Genomic DNA, 22,310 nt, shown 5'->3' on the forward strand with positions numbered 1-22,310 from the left:
GTAGAACACGTTCCAATATGACGGAAGGTCAGAACACCGGCCGGTTCGAGCCTTGTCCCGTTCGCACCCCATTCATCGGAATATCGTGCGGATACGGAAGCGTTCAGGATGCACGCACCCTGGGGGGAGCCCCGGTGATCGACGCTGCCCGGAGGCCGCACATATGCAACGGACGACGAAGGAACAGCACGCCGGGGAACTCCCCGATCCGGGCAAGGACCGCGGTACGGGCGGCATCGTCCCCGTACTCGCCTTCGCGGGTATCACCGTCGCGGTGATGCAGACCCTGCTCGTCCCCGTCATCAAGGACCTGCCCGTCCTGCTGGACACCGATCCGTCCGACGCCACCTGGGTGATGACCTCGACGCTCCTCGCGGGAGCCGTGTCCACCCCGATCATGGGCCGGCTGGGCGACCTCTACGGCAAGCGCCGCATGCTGCTGGCCAGCCTCGCCGTCATGGTCATCGGCTCGCTCGTCTGCGCCTCCACCGACGAGCTCGTCGTGATGATCGTCGGCCGCGCCCTCCAGGGCTTCGCGATGGGCGCCATCCCGCTCGGCATCGGCATCATGCGCGACGAACTGCCGCGCGAGCGGCTCGGTTCCGCGATGGCGCTGATGAGCTCCTCGGTCGGAGTGGGCGGCGGACTCGCTCTGCCCGGCTCCGCGCTCGTCGCCCAGCACGCCGACTGGCACGCCCTGTTCCTCGGTGCGGCCGGGCTCGGGGTGCTGGCCATGGTCCTCACCGTGCGTTTCGTTCCCGAGCCGCCGCTGCGCGCGCCCGGACGCTTCGACCACATCGGCGCGCTCGGGCTCTCGCTCGGACTCGTCTGTCTGCTGCTGCCCGTCACCAAGGGCAGTGACTGGGGCTGGACTTCGGGCACCACGCTCGGTCTGATCGCCGCGTCCCTGGTGATCCTGGTGCTGTGGGGTCTGTTCGAACTGCGGAGCTCCGCACCGCTGGTCGATCTGCGCACCTCCGCGCGGCGCGAGGTGCTGCTCACCAACCTCGCCTCCGTCATGGTCGGCGTCGCCTTCTACGCGATCTCGCTCGTCCTGCCCCAGCTGCTCCAGCTGCCCGCCTCGACCGGCTACGGGCTGGGACAGTCGATGGTCGTCGCCGGGCTGTGCGTGGCGCCGCTGGGCCTGACGATGATGTTCGTCGCCCCGCTGTACGCCCGGCTGTCCGCCCAGCGCGGCCCCAAGGTGTCCCTGATGCTCGGGCTGCTGGTCATCGCGATCGGCTACGGCGCCGGGCTCGGCCTGATGAGCGCCACCTGGCAGACCGTGGTGATCTCGGTGGTGATCGGAGCCGGGATCGGACTCGCGTACTCCTCGCTGCCCGCCCTGATCATCGGGGCCGTCGACCCCTCCGAGACGGGCGCGGCCAACGGACTGAACACCCTGATGCGGTCGATCGGCACCTCGGTGTCGAGTGCGGTGATCGGGATGGTGCTGGCGAACACCTCGGTACGGATGGGGTCGTCGGAGGTGCCGTCGCTGGAGGGCTTCCGGATCTCGTTCCTGATCGCCACGGGGGCGGTACTGATCGGACTGGCGCTGGCCGCGTTCCTGCCCTCACGGCGGGCGGCGACGCGTCCGGTGCTGCTGGCGAGCAGTGCGGGCGACGCTCAGGCCGCACCGGCCGCGGACTCCGGCCCGGACCACGCCCCGGCTCCGGCGTCGGTGCCCGTCGCCGGTTCGGGCGGCTTCCACGGCCGGGTGCTGGACCCGGACGGGGCGCCGGTGGCGCGCGCCAATGTGACGCTGATCGACACCCTGGGCCGGCAGGCGGGGCTCACCGTCGCGGACGAGGCGGGCCGGTACGCGCTGACCGCCGTGCCCGGCGGGCGCTATGTGCTGGCGGCCACGGCCGCCGGGTACGCGCCGCGCGCCTGCCCGGCGGCGTCCCCGGCGACCGGCCGTCCCACGGAGACCGATCTCGTCCTGACGGCGCTCAGCGCACCGGAGCGTCGAACCGCGGCACTGTCGTGAGCAGCCGGGAGACGTCCGACCCCGCCGGAAGCTCCTGAGGCTCGGCCCCTCGGGTGAACAGCCGGGCGGGGCGGGCGCCCCGGACATGGGCCCGGCTCCCCTCGACGCGGAGCCAGGAGCCCTCGCGCAGCCCGAGCACGGGGACGTCGTTCTCCTCCAGGAACTCGGTCAGGCGCTCCTCGCGGGTCTCCCCCTTGTGGGTGCTGGCCGGGTCCGGGTCCAGGTAGTGCGGGTTGATCTGGAACGGGACCAGGCCCAGCGTCTCGAAGGACGGCGGCTGCACGATGGGCATGTCGTTGGACGTGCGCAGCGTCGGGGCGGCCATGTTGGTGCCCGCGCTGGCCCCCATGTACGGCAGCCCGCCCCGCACCGCGTCCCGCACGGCCTCGCGCAGACCGGTGCGGCAGAGGGCGCTCAGCAGCCGGAAGGAGTTGCCGCCGCCGATGAACACGGCGTCGGCGGCGGCGAGTTCGGCGACCGGGTCGGCGTTCTCGTGGACGCCGCGCACGGTGATGCCGGAGGGCTCCAGGGCCTCGCGGACCCGGGTGGTGTACGCGGTGTGGTCGGCGAGCGCGTAGGGGACGAAGGCCAGGCGCGCGTCACGGGGGAGGAACGCGGTGACGGTGTCCAGCGCGTGTTCCAGGTAACCGCGGCCGTACTGGGTGGAGTTGGAGAGCAGAAGCAGATTCACGGGGGGTTCCTCGGATACGTCGGTGGGGTCAGGTGGTGCGGGGGCGCCGGGCGCGGGACTTGGGCCGCTGCGGCGGGTGGGTGAGCCGCTGCTCCAGCAGCTGGGCCGCGTGCCGCAGGGCGTCGAGCCGGTCCTCGGGCGCCCCCCGGAACCGGTCCTCGCCGCCACCGAGGCTGAGACTGCCGTACGGCTCGCGGCCCAGGAACACCGGTACGGCGACGGTGGCGATCCCGGTGTCGTACTCGCCGACCGTCCAGGCGTAACCCTGGGCCCGGATCTTCATGAACTCCTGCTCCAGCAGGTCGGGATCGGTGACGGTCCGGTCCGTGAAGCGGGCCATGGGACGGCCCCGGAAGAGCCGGTGGCGCTGCTCGTCGGGCAGACAGGCGTAGTACGACTTGCTGGTCGCTCCGGCGTGCGCCGGGTACAGCTCGCCGACCAGCGGGTAGTAGCGCAGCGGTCCGGTGTCGCCCTCCTCGGCGGCCACGCAGCGCATGTGGAAGCTGTCCGGGAGACAGAACAGGACCGTGTCGCCGGTGGTCCGGCGCAGTTCCTCCAGTACCGGTCCGGCCAGCAGCTCCAGCGAGCCGGAGCGCTCCCAGAGCCGGCCGAGCCGCAGCACGGCGGGGCCGATGCGGTAGCGGCGGGTGGCCGGGTCGGAGACCAGGAAGCCGCGGCCCGCGAGGGTGGCGAGCAGCCGTTGGGCGACCGAGGTGTCCCACCCGAACTCCTCGGCGACCTCGGTGACCCCCCAGTCGGGCCTGGTGCGCTCGAAGGCGAGCAGCACCAGGAGCGCCCGGTCGACGGTTTGCAGGGCACCGGCCGGGGTGCGCCGGTCCAGATCGAAGTCGGCCATCGTCATCTCACCATTCAGACCTGAATTGCAAATAACGGGAAACAGTTGCGTTCAACGCTATCCGATCCCGAATGTGTCCTCAGCACCCCGCCCCGCGCTCTCCCCCCGTAGAGCGCCGGGCGGGTGTCGGATCAGGAGAAAGGCCCCCCATGTTGAAGTACGTACTGGACATCGTCGAGCTTCTGGACGATCCCCAGGTGAATGGCAAGACGGTCGTCGAGTACCTCGACTCCGCGGCGGGGGCCGAGGGCTCGTCCGCACAGGTCACCACCGTCGCCGGTGACCAGGGGTCGACGGACTTCGTGCTCGTCCGCATCCCCGGCTCCCGCGGCCGTATGTCGGGCGGCGACGCCCGCACCCTCGGTGTGGTCGGCCGGCTCGGCGGGATCGGCGCCCGGCCCGAGGTGACCGGACTGGTCTCCGACGCCGACGGCGCGGCCAGCGCCATCGCGACGGCGGCGAAGCTCCTCGACATGCGCCGCCGCGGCGACGTCCTCCCCGGCGATGTGATCGTCGCCACCCACATCTGCCCGAACGCGCCGACCGAGCCGCACGACCCGGTGCCGTTCATGGGCTCCCCCGTGGACATCGCGACGATGAACCGGCACGAGGTGACCGAGGAGATGGAGGCCGTGCTCTCCATCGACACCACCAAGGGCAACCGGATCATCAACCACAAGGGCCTGGCCCTGTCGCCCACCGTCAAGGAGGGCTGGGTGCTCCGGGTCAGCGAGCAGCTCGGGGAGCTGCTGGCCGTGGTGACCGGTGAGCCGTTGGTCACATACCCGGTGACCACGCAGGACATCACGCCGTACGGTAACGGTGCACACCACATCAATTCGATTCTCCAGCCCGCCACCGCGACCGCCGCTCCGGTCGTCGGTCTCGCGGTCACCTCGGCCGCCGCGGTGCCGGGCTGCCAGACGGGCGCGAGTCACGAGAGCGACATCGCGTCCGCCGCCCGCTACGCCGTGGAGGTCGCCAAGGCCTTCGGCGCCGGGACTCTGGAATTCCACGACGCGGTGGAGTTCGACAACCTCGTCAACCGCTACGGGTCGCTGGCTCACCTCCAGACCCTCGGCCGCACACCCCAGGAGTCCTGATGGCATCCGCCCCCCAGGCCGACGCCACGGCCCCCGAGGCCAAGAGCATCGGCAGCGACGACTACTCGCTCTCGCGGGTCCCGCGCGACAAGCGCTTCGGCTTCTGGTCCATGCTGCTGCAGTGGCTGGCCCAGTCCGGCTCGATCTCCCAGTTCACGCTGGGCGCCACCATCGGCGTCGGCATGACCTTCGGGGACGCCTTCCTCGCCTTCACGCTCGGCGCGGTGATCCTGGAGATCGTGATCTTCGCGATCGGCCTGGCCGGAATGCGCGAGGGTCTGGCGACCCCGATGCTCACCCGCTGGGCGGGCTTCGGCCGAAACGGTTCGGCACTGGTCAGCTTTGTCATCGCGGTCAGCCTCGTCGGCTGGTTCGGCGTCCAGAACACGATCTTCGGCAACAGCGTCTCGGCGCTGGTCGGCGGACCGTCCTGGATGTGGTGCGTGATCGCGGGCATCGCCATCACCGCCCTGGTGATCTTCGGCTTCAAGTACATGGCCCTCTTCGCCAAGATCGTCACCCCGCTGTTCTTCGGGATGGTCGCCTGGTCGATCATCACGACGCTCAACGACCACTCGATCAGCGACCTGATCAACTCGCCGCCGCCCGGTGAGGCGATCCCGCTGGCCGTCGCCGCCACCGCCATCGCGGGCGGTTACATGACCGGCGCGATCGTCTCCCCGGAGATGACCCGCTACAACCGCAAGGGCTCGCACGTCTTCGTGCAGAGCGCCTCCTCGATGATCCTTTCCGAGTACATCGTGGGCATGGTCGGTGTGCTGCTCGGTCACCTGGTGAAGTCGAGCGACGTGTCCCACATCGTGCTCTCCACCTCGGGCGCCTTCGGTGTGATGGTGGTCCTGATGTCCACCGCGAAGATCAACGACTGGAACCTGTACGGCTCCTCGCTCGGCGTCGTCAACTTCTTCCAGGTCGTCTTCCGCAAGCGGCTGCACCGCGGCGTGGTCACCGTCGTCCTCGGCATCGCCGGCACGCTCCTGTCCGCGGTCGGCATCATGACCCACTTCACGGAGTTCCTCTCCCTGCTGGGCGTGATGATCCCGCCGATCGGCGGCATCATCGTCGCCGAGTACTGGGTCGTGAAGCGGATGCGCAAGCCGCTGGACGACACCCGTGAGGCGGAGACCCTGCCGCGGACCTCGCCCACCTGGGTGCCGATGTCCCTGGTCATCTGGGTCGTGGCGTTCTGCGTCGGCAAGTTCTACGACGGCGGCATCCCGGCCCTCAACTCGCTGGTCACCGCCTTCCTGCTGTACTGCGCGCTCGGCCTGCTGGGCTGGGTCAAGCCGTACGGCACCTCCACCCTGGACGACGAGGAGGGGACCGCCTCCGCCCCCGCCGCCCGCGCGACCACTCCGGCAGGAGCAGCATGACCCTCATCCCCGCCTCCGATCAGGCCCAGAGCGAGGTCGTGGACCTCTGCGCCGAGCTGATCCGGTTCGACACCTCCAACCCGACCAGCGACGAACGTGCCGCCGCCGACTGGGTGGTGGGCCGCCTCGCCGAGGTGGGCATCGCCTCCGAACTGGTCGAGTCCGCCCCGGGCCGGGCCAGCGTCATCGCCCGGATCGCCGGCAGCGACCCCACCCGCGGCGCCCTGCTGGTCCACGGCCACCTGGACGTCGTACCCGCCGACGCCTCCGAGTGGCAGGTGCCGCCGTTCTCCGGCGAGATACGCGACGGCTACCTCTGGGGCCGCGGCGCGATCGACATGAAGGACACGGTGGCGGTCATGCTCGCCACCGCCCGGCACTTCGCCCGCACCGGCACCGCGCCGTCCCGCGACGTGGTGCTCGCCTTCCTCGCCGACGAGGAGGCGGGCGGCAAGTTCGGCGCCCACTGGCTGGTCGAGCACCGACCGGACCTCTTCTCCGGGGTCACCGAGGCGATCGGCGAGGGCGGCGGCTTCTCCTTCGCCCTCGACGACACGCGCCGGCTGTACCCCATCGAGAACGCCCAGCGCGGCATGGCCTGGATGGAGCTCACCGCGAACGGCCGGGCCGGACACGGCTCGTCGCCCAACGACGAGAACGCCGTCACCGACCTCGCCGAGTCCCTCACCCGGATCGGCCGCGAGACCTTCCCGATCCGTCTGATCGAGCCGGTCCGCGCCCTGCTGGAGGAGGCCGCCCGCCTCTACGGCGTCGAGTTCGACGAGAACGACATCGAGGCGAGTCTGGCCAGGCTGGGCCCGGTCGCGGACTTCATGCAGGTGGTGCTCCGCAACTCGGCGAACCCCACCATGTTCCACGCCGGCTACCAGACCAACGTCATCCCCGGGAAGGCCACCGCCCGCGTCGACGGCCGTTTCCTCCCCGGCCACGAGCAGGAACTGATCGACACGATCGACAAGCTCCTGCTCCCCTCCGTCAGCCGCGAGTGGGTCAACCACGACATCGCGATGGAGACGACGTTCGACGGCCCGCTGGTCGACGCGATGTGCGACGCGGTGCGCGCAGAGGACCCGGACGGCCACCCCGTCCCGTACTGCAACCCGGGCGGCACCGACGCCAAGGCCTTCACCCACCTGGGCATCCGCTGCTTCGGCTTCAAGGGCCTGAAGCTCCCGCACGACCTGGACTATGGCCGCCTCTTCCACGGCGTGGACGAGCGCGTCCCGCTGGAGGGCCTGCGCTTCGGCGTCCGCGTCATGACCCGACTCTGGCAGAGCTGCTGACTGACGCAGCAGCCCCGCCAGGGGGCGCCCAGACCCGGGCTCACCCCACCCACGCCCCCGCCGGTGCCCTCGGCGGGGGCGTGCGGCACGATGGGGCGCCGTCCCGTACGTCCATGTCCCATCTGGAGGAACCCGTGGCCGCCGAGTCCGCAGTCGGGCCCAAGCCGGAGATTCTCGCCGCGTTCGAGGCCGCGAAGGGCTTCATGCCGGTACATGAAGGGCTCGCCCTGTACGCGGCCGCCGTCGGGGCCGCCGCGCTCGGGCTTCCGCTGCTGGAGGTCGGGACGTACTGCGGGCGCTCCACGATCCTGCTCGGCGACGCCGCGCGGGCGGCCGGGGTGACGGCGCTGACCGTCGATCATCACCGGGGCAGCGAAGAGCAGCAGCCCGGCTGGGAGTACCACGATCCGTCCGTGGTGGACCCGGAGGTGGGGCTGATGGACACCCTGCCGACGTTCCGGCGCACCCTGCACCGGGCCGGCCTGGAGGAGCACGTGGTGGCGCTCGTGGGGCGGTCGCCGCAGGTCGCGGCCGTCTGGGGCGGGAAGCTGGGCCTCGTCTTCATCGACGGCGGCCACACCGACGAGCACGCGGCCAACGACTACGAGGGCTGGGCCCCGCACGTCGCCGAGGGCGGGCTGCTCGTCATTCACGACGTGTTCCCCGACCCGGCCGACGGCGGGCGGGCGCCGTACGGGATCTATCTCCGCGCGCTGGCCTCCGGGGCGTTCGCCGAGGTGTCCGTGACGGACTCGCTCCGCGTCCTGCGGCGTACCGGACCGGGTATCTGACCCGCCCCGATACCATCGCCCGCGTGCCGTACGACGACAGCGTTCCCCCCACCCGCCGCGCCCGGCCCCTGCTCGCCGCCGCGCTGGCCTCGCTCTGCCTGACCGTCGCCGGATGCGGAGGGGGTGGCGGCGAGGACGGTACCGCGCGGTCGCAGCCCCGGCCGGGCTCCGGCGCCGACGCGTCCGTACCGGCGTCACCGTCCGGCCCGGTGTCACCGTCCGGCCCGGTGTCCACCCCACCCGGGAGCACGCGTCCGGGTACGGAGCCGGCGAAGCCCCCGGCTTCCGAGGAGCCGAAGCCGCCCAGGGGCCCGCTCACTGGCCGGACCGTGGTGATCGACCCGGGTCACAACCCGCGCAACCGCGAACACACCCGCGAGATCGGCCGCCAGGTGGACATCGGCACCGGCACCAAGGAGTGCGACACCACCGGGACCTCCACCAACGGGGGTTACGCGGAAGCCCTGTTCACCCTCGATGTGTCGCACCGGCTGCGCGATCTGCTCCGGGCGCGGGGGGCCGAGGTGAAACTCACGTACGACAACGACCGCGCCTTCGGCCCGTGCGTCGACGAGCGGGCCAGGATCGGCAACGAGGCCGGGGCCGACGCGGTGCTCTCGGTGCACGCGGACGGGTCCGCCGCGGGAAACCGCGGATTCCATGTGATCCTCCCCGCACGGGTCCGCTCGGGCGCCGCGGACACCTCGAAGATCGTCGAACATTCGGCCGATCTCGGTGCCCGGATCGCGGGCAACTTCCTGCGGACTACCGGAACTGCGCCTTCCAATTACATCGGCGGCAAAACCGGACTGGACACCCGCGGTGATCTCGGCGGACTGAATTTGTCGACCGTGCCCAAAGTGTTCATCGAATGCGGCAATATGCGTGATCCGAAGGACGCCGCCCTGCTCACCAGCGGGAGTTGGCGCCAGAAGGCCGCCCAGGGCATGGCCGATGGCATCACCAGCTACCTGAAGGGGTAGTTCTGGGTTGAAATCGGGGGGATAACCGATCAGCTCCCGGACCGGGGCGCAACCCGGCCGGGCAGACGATAGATTCATCCGTACGATGGGGAGCCGCCCCCGAGCTTCATGCCGTACCCGCCGCAACGGCGGCAGCGACGACCGCCCCGACGAGACGACCGACTAAGGACCTTCACGTGAATATCCGCTCCCTCACTCGAGGCGACGGCGTGGTGATCGGAGCAGCGGTCGTGCTGTTCATCGCCTCTTTCCTCGACCTCTCCGGCTACGACTGCCCGCGGGGCATCGACTGCTCCCAGTACAGCGCGAACGCCTGGGACTCCCTCTCGCTCCTGATGAGCATCTTCCTGGCCGGTGTCATCGGTGCGGCGCTGCTGATCGTCGGGCGCGCCAACCCGGGCCGCAAGGTCGTCGGGCTCGATCTCGCCCAGTTCGGCGTCGCGTTCACGGTCTTCTCGCTGTGGACGGCCTTCTGGACGATCATCGACGCCAATGACGCGGGCGCGGGCATGATCCTCGGCCTGCTGGCGGCCATCGTGCTGGCGGCCGGCGCGGTCGCCGGTCCGCTCGTCCCCGCGCTCAAGGCCCCGCTCGCCGGTGCGCCGCGTCCGGCGCAGGGTGCGCAGTCGCCGTACGGTGCCCAGCCGCAGCCCGGCCAGGGTTACGGCTACCCCGGCGGCCAGCAGTCCCCCTACGGCGCGCAGCCGGGCCAGCCCCAGCCGTACGGCGCGCAGCCCGGCCAGCCCGACCCGGCGCAGGCGGCCCAGGCGCAGCAGGCCCCGCAGGGTGCCGCCGCTCCGGCCGGCGACTTCACCCCGTTCTGGTTCGCCGTTCCGGTGGCCCGCCCGCTGTACGGCGAGGACGGTTCGCCCAACCCGATCGCCGAACTGGCGCCGGGCACCTGGTACCTCGCGGTGGAGCAGCGCGGTCCGGGCCTCATCGCCCAGACGCAGGACGGCCGTCGTGGCGTCCTCCAGGACACCACGGGCATCCAGCGCGGCTGACCCCGCGCACGGCCCCGCGGCCCCCCGCCCTTCCGGGCGGGGGGCCGTTGTCGTACAGTCCCGGAGCGCGGCATTGATCTGACGTAGCGTCATATACCGTTGGAGGGACCGGAATGCGGCTCGGACTCGCGCTCGGATACTGGGGCCGCGGCCCGAATCCCGGCCATCTCGCCCTCGCCCGGGAGGCCGAGGAACTCGGCTACGACTCGGTGTGGACGGCGGAGGCCTGGGGCTCGGACGCCTTCACCCCGCTGACCTGGATCGCCGCCCACACCTCACGCGTCCGGCTGGGCACGGCCATCGCGCAGATGGCGGCCCGTACGCCCACCGCGACCGCCATGCACGCACTGACCCTGGACCATCTCTCGGGCGGCCGGATGATGCTCGGCCTCGGGCTCTCCGGGCCGCAGGTGGTGGAGGGGTGGTACGGCCGGCCGTTCCCGAAGAGCCCGCTGACGGCCACCCGCGAGTACGTCGGCGTCATCCGCCAGGTCCTGGCGCGCGAGGGCCCCGTCGAACTGGCCGGCCGCTTCCACTCCCATCCGTACACCGGTGCGGACGGCACCGGGCTCGGCAGGCCGCTGAAGCCGATCACCCATCCGCTGCGGGCCTCCCTGCCCCTGCTGCTGGGCGCCGAGGGGCCGAAGAACATCGCGCAGACGACCCGGATCGCGGACGGCTGGCTGCCGCTGTACTGGTCGCCGATGCGCAAGGATGTGTACGAGGCCTCGCTGACCGGGCTCCGCGAGGGGTTCATGATCGCGCCGATGGCGCGGGCGCAGCTCTGCGACGACGTCGCGGAGGGCCTGTTGCCGGTGAAGGCGATGCTCGGCTTCTACATCGGCGGGATGGGGCACGCGGCGCGCAATTTCCACGCTGACCTGATGGCCCGGATGGGATTCGAGAAGGAGGCCCGGCACATCCAATGGCTGTTCCTCCAGGGGCGCCGGCAGGAGGCCGTGCTGGCGGTGCCCGATGCGTTCGCCGATGAGATCTCCCTGGTCGGCCCGCGCCAACGCATCAAGGAGCGGCTGGAGTTGTGGCGCGAGGGCCCGGTCACCGATCTTCTGGTCACGGCACCGGACCCGGCCACCCTGCGCGTACTGGCGGAGCTCAACAGCTGAACGGGTCCATGCGGACGGGCCCGTGCGGACGGGCCCGTGCGGACGGGCCCGCGTCCGGCTCATCAGAACGACGAGCGCTCCAGCCAGAAGTCCAGCAGCTCCGCGTCGCCGAGCACCTCGACCCGGTCGCTGCCGGGGTCCAGCCTGCGGTTGAAGACGAGCATCAGATCGGTGAGCGGTCCGCGCAGGGCGACGGTGGCCTTCTCATGGGCCCGCCGCCAGGTGAAGCCTTCCTCGCCGAACTCGATCAGCCACTCGGCGTCCGGCACATCCGTGGCGTGCAGGTGCAACGAGCGTCCGCCGCCCCGCAGTTCGGCCGCCTCCGGGTCGCCGCCGGCCTGCGAGAAGGCGACGATACGGAGCCATTCGTCGATGGTGTCGGCGGCGACCTCGGGCGCCACCTCGAACACCGCCCCGGCGGCCAGCGCCGCGTCGGCGCGGTGGACGACGGTTTCATGGGTCATCCGCCGCACCCAGAAGTCCGTCCGCCGGTCCCAGGACCACGTCCAGACCTCCGCGCCGGATCCGGCCTCGCGCAGTGCCGCGACCGCCGTGTCCGCGCCCTCGGCGAGCCAGGCGTCGAGCGCCGCCGGGCCCTCGCCGTCCGGTCCGGCGTACCCCGGAATCCGTTCCTCGGGGATGTCCTCGGTGGCCCGGGACCGTACGATCTCGCCCACCCAGCGGTGCGCGCCGCCCACATGCGCGGCGAGTTCCCGCAGGCTCCAGTCGGGGCAGGTGGGGACCCGGGCCGCCGGGTCCGCGCCCTTGAGCAGCGCCCGCAGCTCGTCGGTCTGGGCCAGGATCTCGTCGCAGTAGCGGTCGTACGTGAGTGCAGTCATGCCCGCACCCTAGAGCGCGGCAGGGCGCCCGATCACATGATTAACCTGCCGGCCGGGAGGCGGCGGGGACCGCGGCCGGGAGGCGGCGGGGCCTTGCCCCCCACCTCGGCGCCCGCGCTCCTCCCCGCGTCCTCGACGCTGTTGACGACGTCCTCGAACGCGAAGGCGCCGGCGCCGCCGTCGTACCGGTCAGCCGCAGCAGTCCGGTTCCAGGCCCACGGGCAGCCGTTCACCGCTGAAGACCGCGGTGGTCGCCTCGTCGCCCCCGAGCGCGGCCACCGCCAGCAGCAGCGATCCGACGGTCCAGGTGGTGAGTTCCTCGGGCCAGAAGGCCCGGCTGCCCTTGAAGACGTACCCCGTCCAGTACATCCCGCCCTCGGCGCGCAGGTGCTGGATGGACTGGAGGATCTCCAGCGCCCGGTCGGACTCCCCCATGACCCAGAGCGCCAGGGCGAGTTCGCAGCTCTCGCCGCCCGTCACCCAGGGGTTGGGCAGCACGCAGCGGACCCCGAGACCGGGGACGACGAAACGGTCCCAGCCCTCCTGGATACGGCGGGTGGCGGCGGCTCCGGTGAGCGCGCCGCCGAGGACCGGGTAGTACCAGTCCATCGAGTAGCGGCTCTTGTCCAGGAAGCGCTCCGGGTGGCTGCGTATCGCGTGCGCGAGCGCTCCGGTCGCCAGCTCCCAGTCGGGCTGGGCCTCTTCCCGCCGTTCCGCGAGGGCCAGCGCGCAGCGCAGGGCCTGGTGGACGGAGGAGGAGCCGGTCAGCAGGGCGTCGGTGACCGCGGTGCCGTCCGCCTCGCGCTTCCAGCCGATCTGACCGCCCGGCTGCTGGAGCCCCAGCACGAATTCGATCGCGGCGTAGACGGTCGGCCACATCCGGTCGACGAACGCGTCGTCGCCCGTGGCGAGGTAGTGGTGCCAGACGCCGACGGCGACGTACGCGCAGAAGTTGCTCTCCCGGCTCCGGTCGGTCGGCCGCTCCGGATCACCGTCGTGGTAGGCGGCGTACCAGGAGCCGTCGGCGTTCTGGTTGCGGGCGAGCCAGTCGTAGGCGCGCTCCGCCGCCGCGTGCTCGCCCGACGCGTCCAGCGCCATGGCGGCCTCGGTGTGGTCCCACGGGTCGAGGTGGTGGCCGCGGAACCAGGGCAGCGCCCCGTTCCTGCACTGCGCCGCCACCAGCGCGGCCACCGTCTCGGTGGCCTGCTCGGCGGTGAGGACTCCTGGCAGGACAAGGTGTTCGGTCTGTTCGGGAGTGCTCACGCCTCGGCCCTGGTGAGGTGCGGCTTGGTGGCGTACGCGACGAAGCTCTTGCCGACGACCGGGTTGAGCAGCTGCTCGGCGACCCTGGTGGCCATGGGCTTCTTCATGATGTCCCAGACCAGCAGCTTGTGGTAGGCGCGCACCGGCAGCGCCTTCTCGTTGTCGACCCCGAACGCGCACTTCAGCCACCAGTAGGGGCTGTGCAGGGCGTGGGCGTGATGGGTGCCGTACGGCTTGAGTCCGGCCTCGCGGATCCTGCCGAGGAGTTCGTCGGCCTTGTAGATACGGATGTGGCCGCCCTCGACCTCGTGGTACGCGTCCGACAGCGTCCAGCAGACCTTCTCGGGGCCGTAGCGCGGCACGGTGATCGCGATCCGGCCGCCGGGCCTGAGGACCCGGACCATCTCGGCGAGCACGCCCTTGTCGTCGGGGATGTGCTCCATGACCTCGGAGATGATCACGACGTCGAAGGAGTCGTCGGGGAAGGGCAGGTTGAGGGCGTCGCCCTGCATCGCGGTGGCGGTGGCGCCCTGTGGCGCCTCCCCGGCCTCCTTCATCGCGGCGAACCACTTCGCGACCTCACGGATCTCCTCGCCGTTCCGGTCGAGGGCCACCACCTGGGCACCGCGCCGGTAGCACTCGAAGGCGTGCCGGCCGGCACCGCAGCCCAGATCGAGCACTCGGTCGCCGGCGGCGAGCGGGAAGCGGGTGAAGTCGACGGTCAGCACGGGGCCTGCCTTCGAGGTCGGAGGTACGGGGTCCGGGGAGGGGGATCAGGGGGTGCGGGGCGCCGGGGCGGTCACCTGCGGGCTCCGCTGGCCGCGATCGCCCGACGGTACAGCTCGGCGGTGCCGGCGGCCGCTCCGGCCCAGGTGAAGTTGGCCAGTACCCGGTCCCGGCCCGCCGCGCCGAGGCGGGCCCGCAGCTCCCCGTCGCCCAGCAGCCGGGCGAGGGCGGTGGCCAGCGCGTCGGAGTCGCCGGGCGGCACGGCGAGACAGGTCTCCCCGTCGCGGCCGGTGACTTCGGGGATGGCGCCGCCGGTGGTGGCCACCAGCGGGGTGCCGGTGGCCATCGCCTCGGCGGCGGGCAGCGAGAAGCCCTCGTACAGGGAGGGCACGCAGGAGATCTGGGCGCCGCGCACGAGGTCGACCAGTTCGGCGTCGCTGATGCCCTTCACGAACTCGACGGCGTCGTGGAGGCCGTGGCGTTCGATGGCCTGCGCGACCGGTCCGTCCTCGGCCCGCTTGCCGACGACCACGAGGTGCGCGTGGGGGTTGCCGGTACGGAGCTTGGCGAGGGCCTCGACCAGGTGGACCAGGCCCTTGAGCGGGACGTCGGCGCTGGAGGTGGTGACGATCCGGCCGGGCACCTCGGCGACCGAGGGGTCGGGCGACCAGAGGTCGGTGTCGGCGCCGATGTGCACCACCCGGATGCGGTCCTCGCGTACGCCGAGGTGCTCGGTGATCTCCTGCTTCGAGGAGCCGGAGACGGTGAGGACGGAGGGCAGCCGGCGGGCCACGCGCTTCTGCATCCGGGTGAATCCGTACCAGCGGCGCACGGAGGCACGGCGGCGGCGGCTGTCGGCGGCGTCCAGGTCGAGCTGCCGGTCGACGGTGATGGGGTGGTGGATCGTGGTCACCAGGGGGGCGCCGAGGTCGGCGAGCAGACCGTAGCCGAGGGTCTGGTTGTCATGAATGACATCGAACTCGCCCCGGCGGGCGGCGAGATGACGCCGGGCCCGCAGGCTGAAGGTGAGGGGTTCGGGGAAGCCGCCGGTCCACATGGTGGCGACCTCGGCGAGGTCGATCCAGTCGCGGTACTCACCGCGGCCCGGGGTGCGGAACGGGTCCGGCTGCCGGTAGAGGTCCAGGCTCGGCAGTTCGGTGAGCGGTACGCCTTCGTCGAGCACCGGGTAGGGCTGGGCACCGATCACTTCGACGCTGTGGCCCAGACGGGTCAGTTCGCGGGCGAGGTGGCGCACGTAGACGCCCTGGCCGCCGCAGAACGGGTTTCCCTTGTACGTGAGGAGTGCGATGCGCAGCGGCCCGTCGCCGGCACGGCCGGACGTGCCGTTGCCCGTGCGGGGGCCCGTTTCTATGGCCTCAGCGGTCACACTCGGCCCCCTTCTCCCTGCGTGTTCGCCGGAGCGTAACCGCTCGCGCTAATCTAGAACAAGTTTCAGACCGGCTCGTTCAATAAGGCTCGAATCTACCGGCAGGTAGCGTCGGCGTGACAGCCGGATCAGGTGATTCGCGCCACGGCGGGCACCCTGGCATGCTGTGCGCGCCCGGCAGCCCGCTCGACCGCTCCCGGATGCGGACGAAAGCCATGGATGGGGACTCATGACCGCGGAAGCCAGACCCGCAGCGCCTCCGCTGACCGAACGCCAGGAGGCCCGCCGCCGCCGCATCCTGCACGCCAGCGCCCAGCTCGCCGGACGGGGCGGGTTCGAGGCGGTGCAGATGCGCGAGGTGGCCGAGGCCGCCGGGGTCGCCCTGGGCACCCTGTACCGCTACTTCCCCTCCAAGGTCCATCTGCTGGTGGCCACCATGCAGGACCAGCTCCAGCACATGCACTCCACGCTCCGCAAGCGTCCGCCCGCCGGGGACGACGCCGCGCAGCGGGTCGCCGAGACCCTGATGCGGGCCTTCCGCGCCCTTCAGCGCGAACCTCATCTGGCTGACGCGATGGTACGCGCGCTGACGTTCGCGGACCGCAGTGTGAGCCCCGAGGTGGACACCGTCTCGCGGCTCACCACGGCGATCATCCTGGACGCGATGGGGCTGGAGCACCCGACGCCGGAACAGCTCTCCGCGGTACGGGTCATCGAGCACACCTGGCACTCCGCGCTGATCACCTGGCTGTCGGGGCGGGCCTCGATCGCCCAGGTGAAGATAGACATCGAGACGGTGTGCAGGCTCATCGCCGTGACGGCGGAGCCCGGCCCCCGGTAACGCGCGCCGCGGCCCCCCCCGCGCGGCGGTCCTCCCGGGCACCCATGTACCGCGGCCACATGCGGCCCCCGTCAGGTGAGGTGCCCTGCACCATGTCGACGGCGCGACGCTCTTCATACGGTTCGGCGCACATCACCGAACCACGCCGAGGAGCCGGTCACCATGCGTCGCAGAGCCGTAGGCACCGCCCGTCCCAGATCCCTGACCCTCACGGCCCTGGCCACCGCCGGGCTCCTGCTGACCGGCTGCACCGCCGCCGGTCAGGCGGGAGGCTCCGGGGACGGCTCGGCCGGGGAGAAGGACGGGACCGTCAAGGTGGGCCTGGTCTACTCCCGTACCGGGCTGCTCGCCGCGTACGGGAAGCAGTACCGCGACGGGTTCATGGCCGGCCTCGCCCACGCCACCGGCGGCACCGGCAAGGTCGACGGCCACCGCATCGAGGTCACCGAGCAGGACGACGCGGGCGACCCGGGCAAGGCGGTCTCCGCCGCGAAGAACCTCATCGGCAAGGGCTACAAGGTGCTGGCCGGCACCACCGACTCCGGCGTCGCCCTCCAGATGGCCCCGCTCGCGGCCCAGAACAAGGTGCTGTACATCGACGGCCCGGCCGCCACCGACGCCGTGACCGGGGTCAACGCGTACACCTTCCGCTCCGGCCGGCAGTCCTACCAGGACATCCTCACGGCGGGCACGATGCTGGGCGAGGCCAAGGGCAAGAAGGTCACGGTGCTGGCCCAGGACTCCACCTTCGGCCAGGCCAACGTCACCGCCGTCAAGGCCGTCCTCGGGGAGCGCGGCGCCGAGGTCGGGTCGGTGCTGGCGCCGCCCAGCGCGACGGACCTGACGCCGTTCGCCCGCCAGGTGAAGGCCGCCGGACCCGATCTGGTCTTCGTGGCCTGGGCCGGTTCCACCGCACCGGCCCTGTGGACCGCGCTGGACCAGCAGGGGGTGCTGGACGCGGGCAAGGTGGTGACCGGGCTGGCCGGTACGGCCTCGTACCCGGTGTTCGGAGCGGCCGGTTCCAAGGTCTCGTTCCTGGCGCACTACTTCCCCGGCGCGGGCGGCGGCAACGCCGTCGAGAAGGCGATGCTCGACGGCGTTGCCGAGGCGGGCGGCACCCCCGACCTGTTCACCCCGGACGGTTTCACCGCCGCGCAGATGGTGGTGCGGGCCGTCCGGGACGGCAGCGCCACGGACACCTCGGCGATGGTGAAGGCCCTGGAGGGCTGGACCTTCGACGGGGTGAAGGGCAAGCAGCACATCCGCGCCGAGGACCACGCCCTGGTGCAGCCGATGTTCGTCGCCCGGCTCACGGGGAAGGGCGCCACCGCCGTACCGGAGCTGGTGTCCACCGCGCCGATGGACGAGGTGGCCCCGCCCGCGAAGCCCTCGGCGGGCTGAGGCGATGACCGCTCCCGACACCCTCACCGCTCCCGTGCTCCGGCTCACCGGGCTCGGCTGGACCATCGGCGGGGCCACCATCGTCGAGGACGTCTCGCTGAGCGTCCGGGAGGGCGAGTTCCTGGCCTTCATCGGCCCCAACGGGGCGGGCAAGACCTCGCTGTTCAACCTGATCAGCGGGATCACCGCCCCGACCGCGGGCACCCTCGCGCTGGACGGCACCGATGTGACGCGGCTGCCCGTGCACACCCGGGCACGGCGCGGCATCGGACGCACCTTCCAGACGTCCAGCCTCTGGCCCGCGATGACGGTGGCCGAGCATGTCCGGCTGGCCGCGCAGGCCGCCGGGGGCGGCTCGTACCGGCTGTGGCGGCGCGCCGCCCCGTACACCGCCGAGGTGCGCGGCGTACTGGAGCGCACCGGTCTCGGCCACCGGGCGTCGACGCCGGCGGCCGAGCTGTCGCACGGCGAGAAGCGGAAGCTGGAGCTCGCCGTGCTGCTGGTGGGCGATCCGCGGCTGATGCTGCTCGACGAGCCGATGGCCGGGGTCAGCGCGGAGGAGGTCCCCGCGCTCACCGAGCTGATCCGCACCCTGCACCGCGACGAGGGGCGCACCGTCCTGATGGTCGAGCACCACATGGATGTCCTGCTGGGTCTGGCCGACCGGCTCGCCGTGATGCACCACGGCAGTCTGCTGGCGCTGGGCACCCCCGAGGCCGTGACCGCCGACCCTGCCGTGCAGCAGGCCTACCTCGGGGAGGGACTGTGACACCCCGCAGCACGGAGACCCGCGCAACGGAGCCCGGCGACGCGGCACCCGGGAGCGCGGCACCCGGCCACGACGTCCTGCTCGCCGTGCGGGACCTGCGGGTGCTCATCGGCGGCCGGCACATCCTGCACGGCGTCGACCTGGATGTGGCCCGGCACGGGGTGACCGCGCTGCTGGGCCGCAACGGTGCCGGGAAGACGACGACCGTACGCGGCATCCTCGGGCTCGTCCCGCGCGACGGGAGCGTACGGCTCGACGGCGAGGAGACCGTGTCGCTGCCCACGCACGTACTGGTGCGGCGCGGCATCGGCTACGCCCCGGAGGACCGCGGGATCTTCGCCTCACTGACCGTCGCGGAGAACCTGCGGCTGGCCGAACGGGCCGGGGCGGACGGCCCCGACTATCCGCTCGTCCATGAGCTTTTCCCCGAACTCAAGCACAGGGCACGGCAGTTGGCGGGGACACTGTCCGGCGGCCAACAGCAGATGGTGGCCATCGGCCGCACCCTGCTCAACGGCAACGCGCTGATCATCGCGGACGAACCGACCAAGGGGCTCGCGCCCAGGGTCGTCACCGAGGTCGCCCAGGTGCTGGAGCGGGCCGCCGAGGCGGTGCCGGTGCTGCTCGTGGAGCAGAACCTCGCCGTCGTCCGCAGGCTGGCCGGGCGCTGTGTGGTGCTCGCGGACGGCCGCACGGCCCACCAGGGCCCGGCCGGCGCCCTGTTGGACGACGCGGAGGCGGCCCGCAGGCTGCTGGGAGTGGGCAGCCGCCACGCCCCCGGTGCCACCGCCGCGTCCCCCGCCCCTTCCCCGACCGCGGAGGCGGATTCCTGATGTCCACCATCGTTCTGCTCACCATGACCGGACTCGGTCTGGGAGCCCTCTACTTCCTCATCGCGTCGGGGCTCTCCCTGATCTTCGGCCTGATGGATGTCCTCAACTTCGCGCACGGGGCGCTGCTGTCCATCGGGGCGTACGGCACCTGGTGGGCCGCGTCCGGGAATCTGCCCGGCGCCGGAAGCGGTGGGGCGGGCTTCGTCCTCGCCGTGCTCTTCGGTACGGCGGTGGGCACCCTCGCCGCCGTCGTGCTGGAACTCGCCGTCGTGCGCCCGCTCTACACCCGGCCGCGCGAACAAGTCCTCGCCACGGTCGGGGTGGGGCTCGCCGTTCCCGCGCTGCTGTCCGGCATCTGGGGCCCGGACGCGCTGACGTTCCCCGGGCCGCAGGCACTGTCGGGCACCTTCGGGCTGCTCGGCGCGCAGGTCCCCGTCAACCGGCTGGTGCTGATCGCGGCGGCCGTCCTCGTCCTGCTGGCGCTGCGGCTCTTCCTCGGCCGGACCCGGCACGGTCTGGTCGTCCGGGCGGGCGTCGAGGACCGGGCCATGGTGACCGCGCTCGGCATCGACGTCCGCAGGGCGTTCACCCTCGTCTTCGCCATCGGGGGTGCCGCCGCCGCGCTCGGCGGGGCGCTCGGCGGGCTGTACTTCGGCTCCGTCGACCCCCGGCAGGGGACCTCGCTGCTGATCTTCGCCTTCGTGGTGGTGGTCACCGGCGGCATGGGATCGGTGACCGGCGCCGCCGTGGCGTCCGTCGTCATCGGCCTGGTCCAGCAGTTCGCCAACTACTACACCGCCGCGGGCCTCGGCGACCTGGCGGTCGTCGTCCTGCTCGCCGCGCTGCTGCTCGTCCGCCCGAGCGGACTGACCGGGAGGCTCGCGTGAGCACCGTCACCGAGACACAGAGACACACCGGCCCCGCCCCCGCGGCCGCCCCGTCCGGGGCGCCCGGAGCCGCGGCCCGGCTGCTGCGCTGGTGGCCCGCCGCCGCCCTGGCGCTCCTGATCGTCGCCCCGTACAGCGCACTGCCCCTGCCGGGCCTGCTGGACGGCCCGGTCGGCAGCCCCGGCAGCCTCCAGCTCCTCGCCACCTGCCTGCTGTTCGGCGCGCTCGCCACCGGCTACGACCTGCTGCTGGGTCGCACCGGGCTGCTCTCCTTCGGCCATGCGCTGTACTTCGCCGCGGGCAGCTACGCCACGAACATGTTCCTGCTGGAGGCCGGGCTGCCGTTCGCCCTGTCCGCCGTCCTCGGCCTCTGCTTCGGGACCGCGCTGGCCGTGGTGCTGGGTTCGGTGAGCCTGCGGGTCACCGGGATCGGCTTCTCCATGGTGACGCTCGCCTTCGCCCAGGCCGGTTCCCTCCTGGTCGCCCGCGATCCCGGCGGCATCACCGGCGGCGAGGAGGGCCGGGCGGCCCCCGCCGACCTGCTGCCCTCCGCGCTGGTGGGCATCGAGCACACGGCGAACCTCTACTGGGTCTCGCTCGCCTACCTCGTTCTCACCCTCGGCGTCGTCCACTGGGCGGTCCGCTCCCCCACCGGACGGGTCTGGGAAGGCATCAAGGAGAACGAACGCCGGGTGGAGGTCCTGGGCCTGAAGCCGTACGGCTTCAAGCTGGCGGCCTTCGTCCTGGCCGGTGCGCTGGCCGCGCTCGGCGGGCTCGTCCATCTGCTGCTCACCGGCGGCTCCACCCCGCAGACCACCACGTCCGACTTCACGCTGTCCCTGCTGGTGATGGTCGTGCTCGGCGGATCGGGCACCCGCTGGGGGCCGATGGCCGGAGGCATCCTCTACACCTGGGCCGATCACCGGCTCGGCGACCTCGCGGGGTCGGGAGCGGTCGCCGATCTGCCCGCCGTGCTGCGCGTTCCGCTCTCCCAGCCGCTGTTCCTGCTCGGCGTGGTGTTCGTGGCCGTGGTACATCTGCTGCCCGGCGGCCTTGCCCGGCTGCCCTCGCGCCTGTCGTCCCGGGCGGCCCCGCCGCGGGGAACCACGAAGGAGAACCGACGCCCATGACCACGTACACACCGCTGCACGAGGAGCTCCGGGTCCCGGTCGCCGGAGGCGACCTGGCCGTGCTGCGCTGGCCCGCCCGCGACCCCGGCGCGCCGGTGGTGATGGCCCTGCACGGGATCACCGCCAACGCGCTCTCCTGGGGCCCGGTGGCCCGGCGGCTGGCGGGCCGGGTCACTCTGGTCGCCCCGGATCTGCGCGGCCGGGCGGGGAGCCGCGGGCTGCCGGAGCCGTACGGGATCGCGGCGCACGCCGACGACGCGGCGGCGCTGGCCGGCGCGCTGGCCCCCGGGGGCGGCCGGACGGTGCTGGCGGGGCACTCGATGGGCGCCTTCGTGGCGGCGCTGGCCGCGGTGCGGCATCCGGCGCTGTTCGGCCCGCCGGTCCTGGTGGACGGCGGGTTCGGCTTCCCCGCCCCCACGCATCTGTCGCCCGACGAACTCATGACGGCGGTGATCGGCCCGGCCATGGACCGGCTGTCGATGACGTTCCCCGACCGTGCCTCGTACCGGGGGTTCTGGCAGGCGCACCCCGCGTTCGCCGGGGCGTGGTCCGCCGACGTGGACGCGTACATCCAGCGCGATCTGACGGGCGAGGAGCCGGAACTGCGCTCCACGTGCAGGATCGAGGCGGTACGCGCGGACGGCATCGGCCTGTTCGACGACGAGGTCCTCTCGGCGGTGCACAGGCTGCCGGACCCCGCGACCCTGCTGTGGGCGGCACGGGGACTGATGGACGAGGAGCAGGGCCTGTACGACGCCTCCCGGCTGGCAGCGGCGGGTCTTCAGGACACCCGCGTACGGGCGGTGGCGGTACCGGACGTGAACCACTACACGCTGCTGACGGGGGACGCGGGGGCCGGGGAGGTGGCCCGGCACCTGCTGGCGGCGGCGGGGTGTCCGGAGGGTTCCGGCGGCTGAGGGCGTGCGCGGCTGAGGGGCGTGCGCGGCTGAGGGGCGTACGCGGCGGGAGGCGTACGCGGCGGGGGGCGGCT

General features: G+C 72.2%; 21 protein-coding genes. 15 read left to right on the forward strand and 6 right to left on the reverse strand.

What is annotated here, in order from left to right; all coding sequences use genetic code 11:
• Positions 1 to 163: 163 nt before the first annotated feature.
• The gene (locus ACIGJO_RS02585) at positions 164 to 1,993 is read left to right on the forward strand and encodes an MFS transporter (RefSeq protein ID WP_399950924.1); all 1,830 of its coding nucleotides are present in this window, start codon (positions 164 to 166) and stop codon (positions 1,991 to 1,993) included.
• Here ACIGJO_RS02585 and pepE read toward each other — a convergent pair.
• Together pepE and ACIGJO_RS02595 are read right to left on the reverse strand one after the other, a co-directional pair.
• Positions 1,956 to 2,684, reverse strand: a complete 729-nt coding sequence (pepE, locus tag ACIGJO_RS02590; RefSeq protein WP_399950927.1) for a dipeptidase PepE — start codon at positions 2,682 to 2,684, stop codon at positions 1,956 to 1,958. The two genes, ACIGJO_RS02585 and pepE, sit on opposite strands and share 38 nt — an antisense overlap.
• Positions 2,685 to 2,712: 28 nt before the next feature.
• Positions 2,713 to 3,540: an IclR family transcriptional regulator gene (locus tag ACIGJO_RS02595; RefSeq protein ID WP_399950930.1), complete on the reverse strand. Its 828-nt coding sequence runs from the start codon at positions 3,538 to 3,540 to the stop codon at positions 2,713 to 2,715.
• Positions 3,541 to 3,689: 149 nt separating this feature from the next.
• Between ACIGJO_RS02595 and ACIGJO_RS02600 the strand changes: the two genes are divergently transcribed.
• The 7 genes from ACIGJO_RS02600 to ACIGJO_RS02630 all read left to right on the forward strand — a co-directional run bounded on the left by ACIGJO_RS02600 (position 3,690) and on the right by ACIGJO_RS02630 (position 11,243).
• On the forward strand, positions 3,690 to 4,643 hold the full coding sequence (locus ACIGJO_RS02600) for a DUF1177 domain-containing protein (protein WP_399950932.1): 954 nt from the start codon (positions 3,690 to 3,692) through the stop codon (positions 4,641 to 4,643).
• Positions 4,643 to 6,037 (forward strand): cytosine permease, encoded by a 1,395-nt coding sequence (locus ACIGJO_RS02605; protein ID WP_399950935.1) that lies wholly within the window; start codon positions 4,643 to 4,645, stop codon positions 6,035 to 6,037. The genes ACIGJO_RS02600 and ACIGJO_RS02605 overlap by 1 nt, the downstream gene beginning before the upstream one ends.
• Positions 6,034 to 7,341: a M20/M25/M40 family metallo-hydrolase gene (locus tag ACIGJO_RS02610; protein WP_399950938.1), complete on the forward strand. Its 1,308-nt coding sequence runs from the start codon at positions 6,034 to 6,036 to the stop codon at positions 7,339 to 7,341. The genes ACIGJO_RS02605 and ACIGJO_RS02610 overlap by 4 nt, the downstream gene beginning before the upstream one ends.
• 113 nt (positions 7,342 to 7,454) lie before the next feature.
• A complete protein-coding gene (locus ACIGJO_RS02615) occupies positions 7,455 to 8,132 on the forward strand; it encodes a class I SAM-dependent methyltransferase (protein WP_399950942.1) in 678 nt (225 codons plus the stop codon).
• 23 nt (positions 8,133 to 8,155) lie between these two features.
• A complete protein-coding gene (locus ACIGJO_RS02620) occupies positions 8,156 to 9,115 on the forward strand; it encodes an N-acetylmuramoyl-L-alanine amidase (RefSeq protein WP_399950946.1) in 960 nt (319 codons plus the stop codon).
• A gap of 176 nt (positions 9,116 to 9,291) precedes the next feature.
• On the forward strand, positions 9,292 to 10,119 hold the full coding sequence (locus ACIGJO_RS02625) for a hypothetical protein (protein WP_399950949.1): 828 nt from the start codon (positions 9,292 to 9,294) through the stop codon (positions 10,117 to 10,119).
• Between the two features lie 113 nt (positions 10,120 to 10,232).
• A complete protein-coding gene (locus ACIGJO_RS02630; protein ID WP_399950952.1) occupies positions 10,233 to 11,243 on the forward strand; it encodes an LLM class F420-dependent oxidoreductase in 1,011 nt (336 codons plus the stop codon).
• Between the two features lie 62 nt (positions 11,244 to 11,305).
• On the opposite strand, the gene ACIGJO_RS02635 is transcribed toward ACIGJO_RS02630, so the two are convergent.
• From ACIGJO_RS02635 to ACIGJO_RS02650, 4 genes are all read right to left on the reverse strand, one after another.
• Entirely contained in the window at positions 11,306 to 12,082 is a 777-nt protein-coding gene (locus ACIGJO_RS02635; RefSeq protein WP_399950955.1) for a maleylpyruvate isomerase family mycothiol-dependent enzyme, read from the reverse strand.
• 189 nt (positions 12,083 to 12,271) lie between these two features.
• Positions 12,272 to 13,345 (reverse strand): prenyltransferase, encoded by a 1,074-nt coding sequence (locus ACIGJO_RS02640; RefSeq protein WP_399950958.1) that lies wholly within the window; start codon positions 13,343 to 13,345, stop codon positions 12,272 to 12,274.
• Entirely contained in the window at positions 13,342 to 14,073 is a 732-nt protein-coding gene (locus ACIGJO_RS02645) for a class I SAM-dependent methyltransferase (protein ID WP_399950961.1), read from the reverse strand. The genes ACIGJO_RS02640 and ACIGJO_RS02645 overlap by 4 nt, the downstream gene beginning before the upstream one ends.
• Positions 14,074 to 14,144: 71 nt before the next feature.
• Entirely contained in the window at positions 14,145 to 15,458 is a 1,314-nt protein-coding gene (locus ACIGJO_RS02650; protein WP_399950964.1) for a glycosyltransferase family 4 protein, read from the reverse strand.
• A 229-nt stretch (positions 15,459 to 15,687) separates the two neighbouring features.
• Between ACIGJO_RS02650 and ACIGJO_RS02655 the strand changes: the two genes are divergently transcribed.
• The 7 genes from ACIGJO_RS02655 (at position 15,688) to ACIGJO_RS02685 (ending at position 22,236) form a co-directional block, all read left to right on the forward strand.
• Complete coding sequence (locus ACIGJO_RS02655; RefSeq protein WP_266930265.1) at positions 15,688 to 16,299, forward strand: TetR family transcriptional regulator; 612 nt, start codon at positions 15,688 to 15,690, stop codon at positions 16,297 to 16,299.
• Positions 16,300 to 16,461: 162 nt separating this feature from the next.
• Positions 16,462 to 17,700, forward strand: coding sequence for a substrate-binding domain-containing protein (locus tag ACIGJO_RS02660; protein WP_399950968.1), 1,239 nt, complete (start codon positions 16,462 to 16,464; stop codon positions 17,698 to 17,700).
• Between the two features lie 4 nt (positions 17,701 to 17,704).
• Complete coding sequence (locus ACIGJO_RS02665) at positions 17,705 to 18,469, forward strand: ABC transporter ATP-binding protein (RefSeq protein ID WP_399950971.1); 765 nt, start codon at positions 17,705 to 17,707, stop codon at positions 18,467 to 18,469.
• A gap of 86 nt (positions 18,470 to 18,555) precedes the next feature.
• Complete coding sequence (locus ACIGJO_RS02670) at positions 18,556 to 19,302, forward strand: ABC transporter ATP-binding protein (RefSeq protein WP_399951719.1); 747 nt, start codon at positions 18,556 to 18,558, stop codon at positions 19,300 to 19,302.
• On the forward strand, positions 19,302 to 20,189 hold the full coding sequence (locus ACIGJO_RS02675) for a branched-chain amino acid ABC transporter permease (RefSeq protein ID WP_399950974.1): 888 nt from the start codon (positions 19,302 to 19,304) through the stop codon (positions 20,187 to 20,189). The genes ACIGJO_RS02670 and ACIGJO_RS02675 overlap by 1 nt, the downstream gene beginning before the upstream one ends.
• On the forward strand, positions 20,186 to 21,319 hold the full coding sequence (locus ACIGJO_RS02680) for a branched-chain amino acid ABC transporter permease (protein WP_399950977.1): 1,134 nt from the start codon (positions 20,186 to 20,188) through the stop codon (positions 21,317 to 21,319). The genes ACIGJO_RS02675 and ACIGJO_RS02680 overlap by 4 nt, the downstream gene beginning before the upstream one ends.
• Positions 21,316 to 22,236, forward strand: coding sequence for an alpha/beta hydrolase (locus ACIGJO_RS02685; RefSeq protein WP_399950980.1), 921 nt, complete (start codon positions 21,316 to 21,318; stop codon positions 22,234 to 22,236). The genes ACIGJO_RS02680 and ACIGJO_RS02685 overlap by 4 nt, the downstream gene beginning before the upstream one ends.
• The last annotated feature ends 74 nt before the right edge of the window (positions 22,237 to 22,310 follow it).

The sequence above is a fragment of the Streptomyces sp. NPDC079020 genome (assembly GCF_044542225.1).
Lineage (GTDB): Bacteria > Actinomycetota > Actinomycetes > Streptomycetales > Streptomycetaceae > Streptomyces.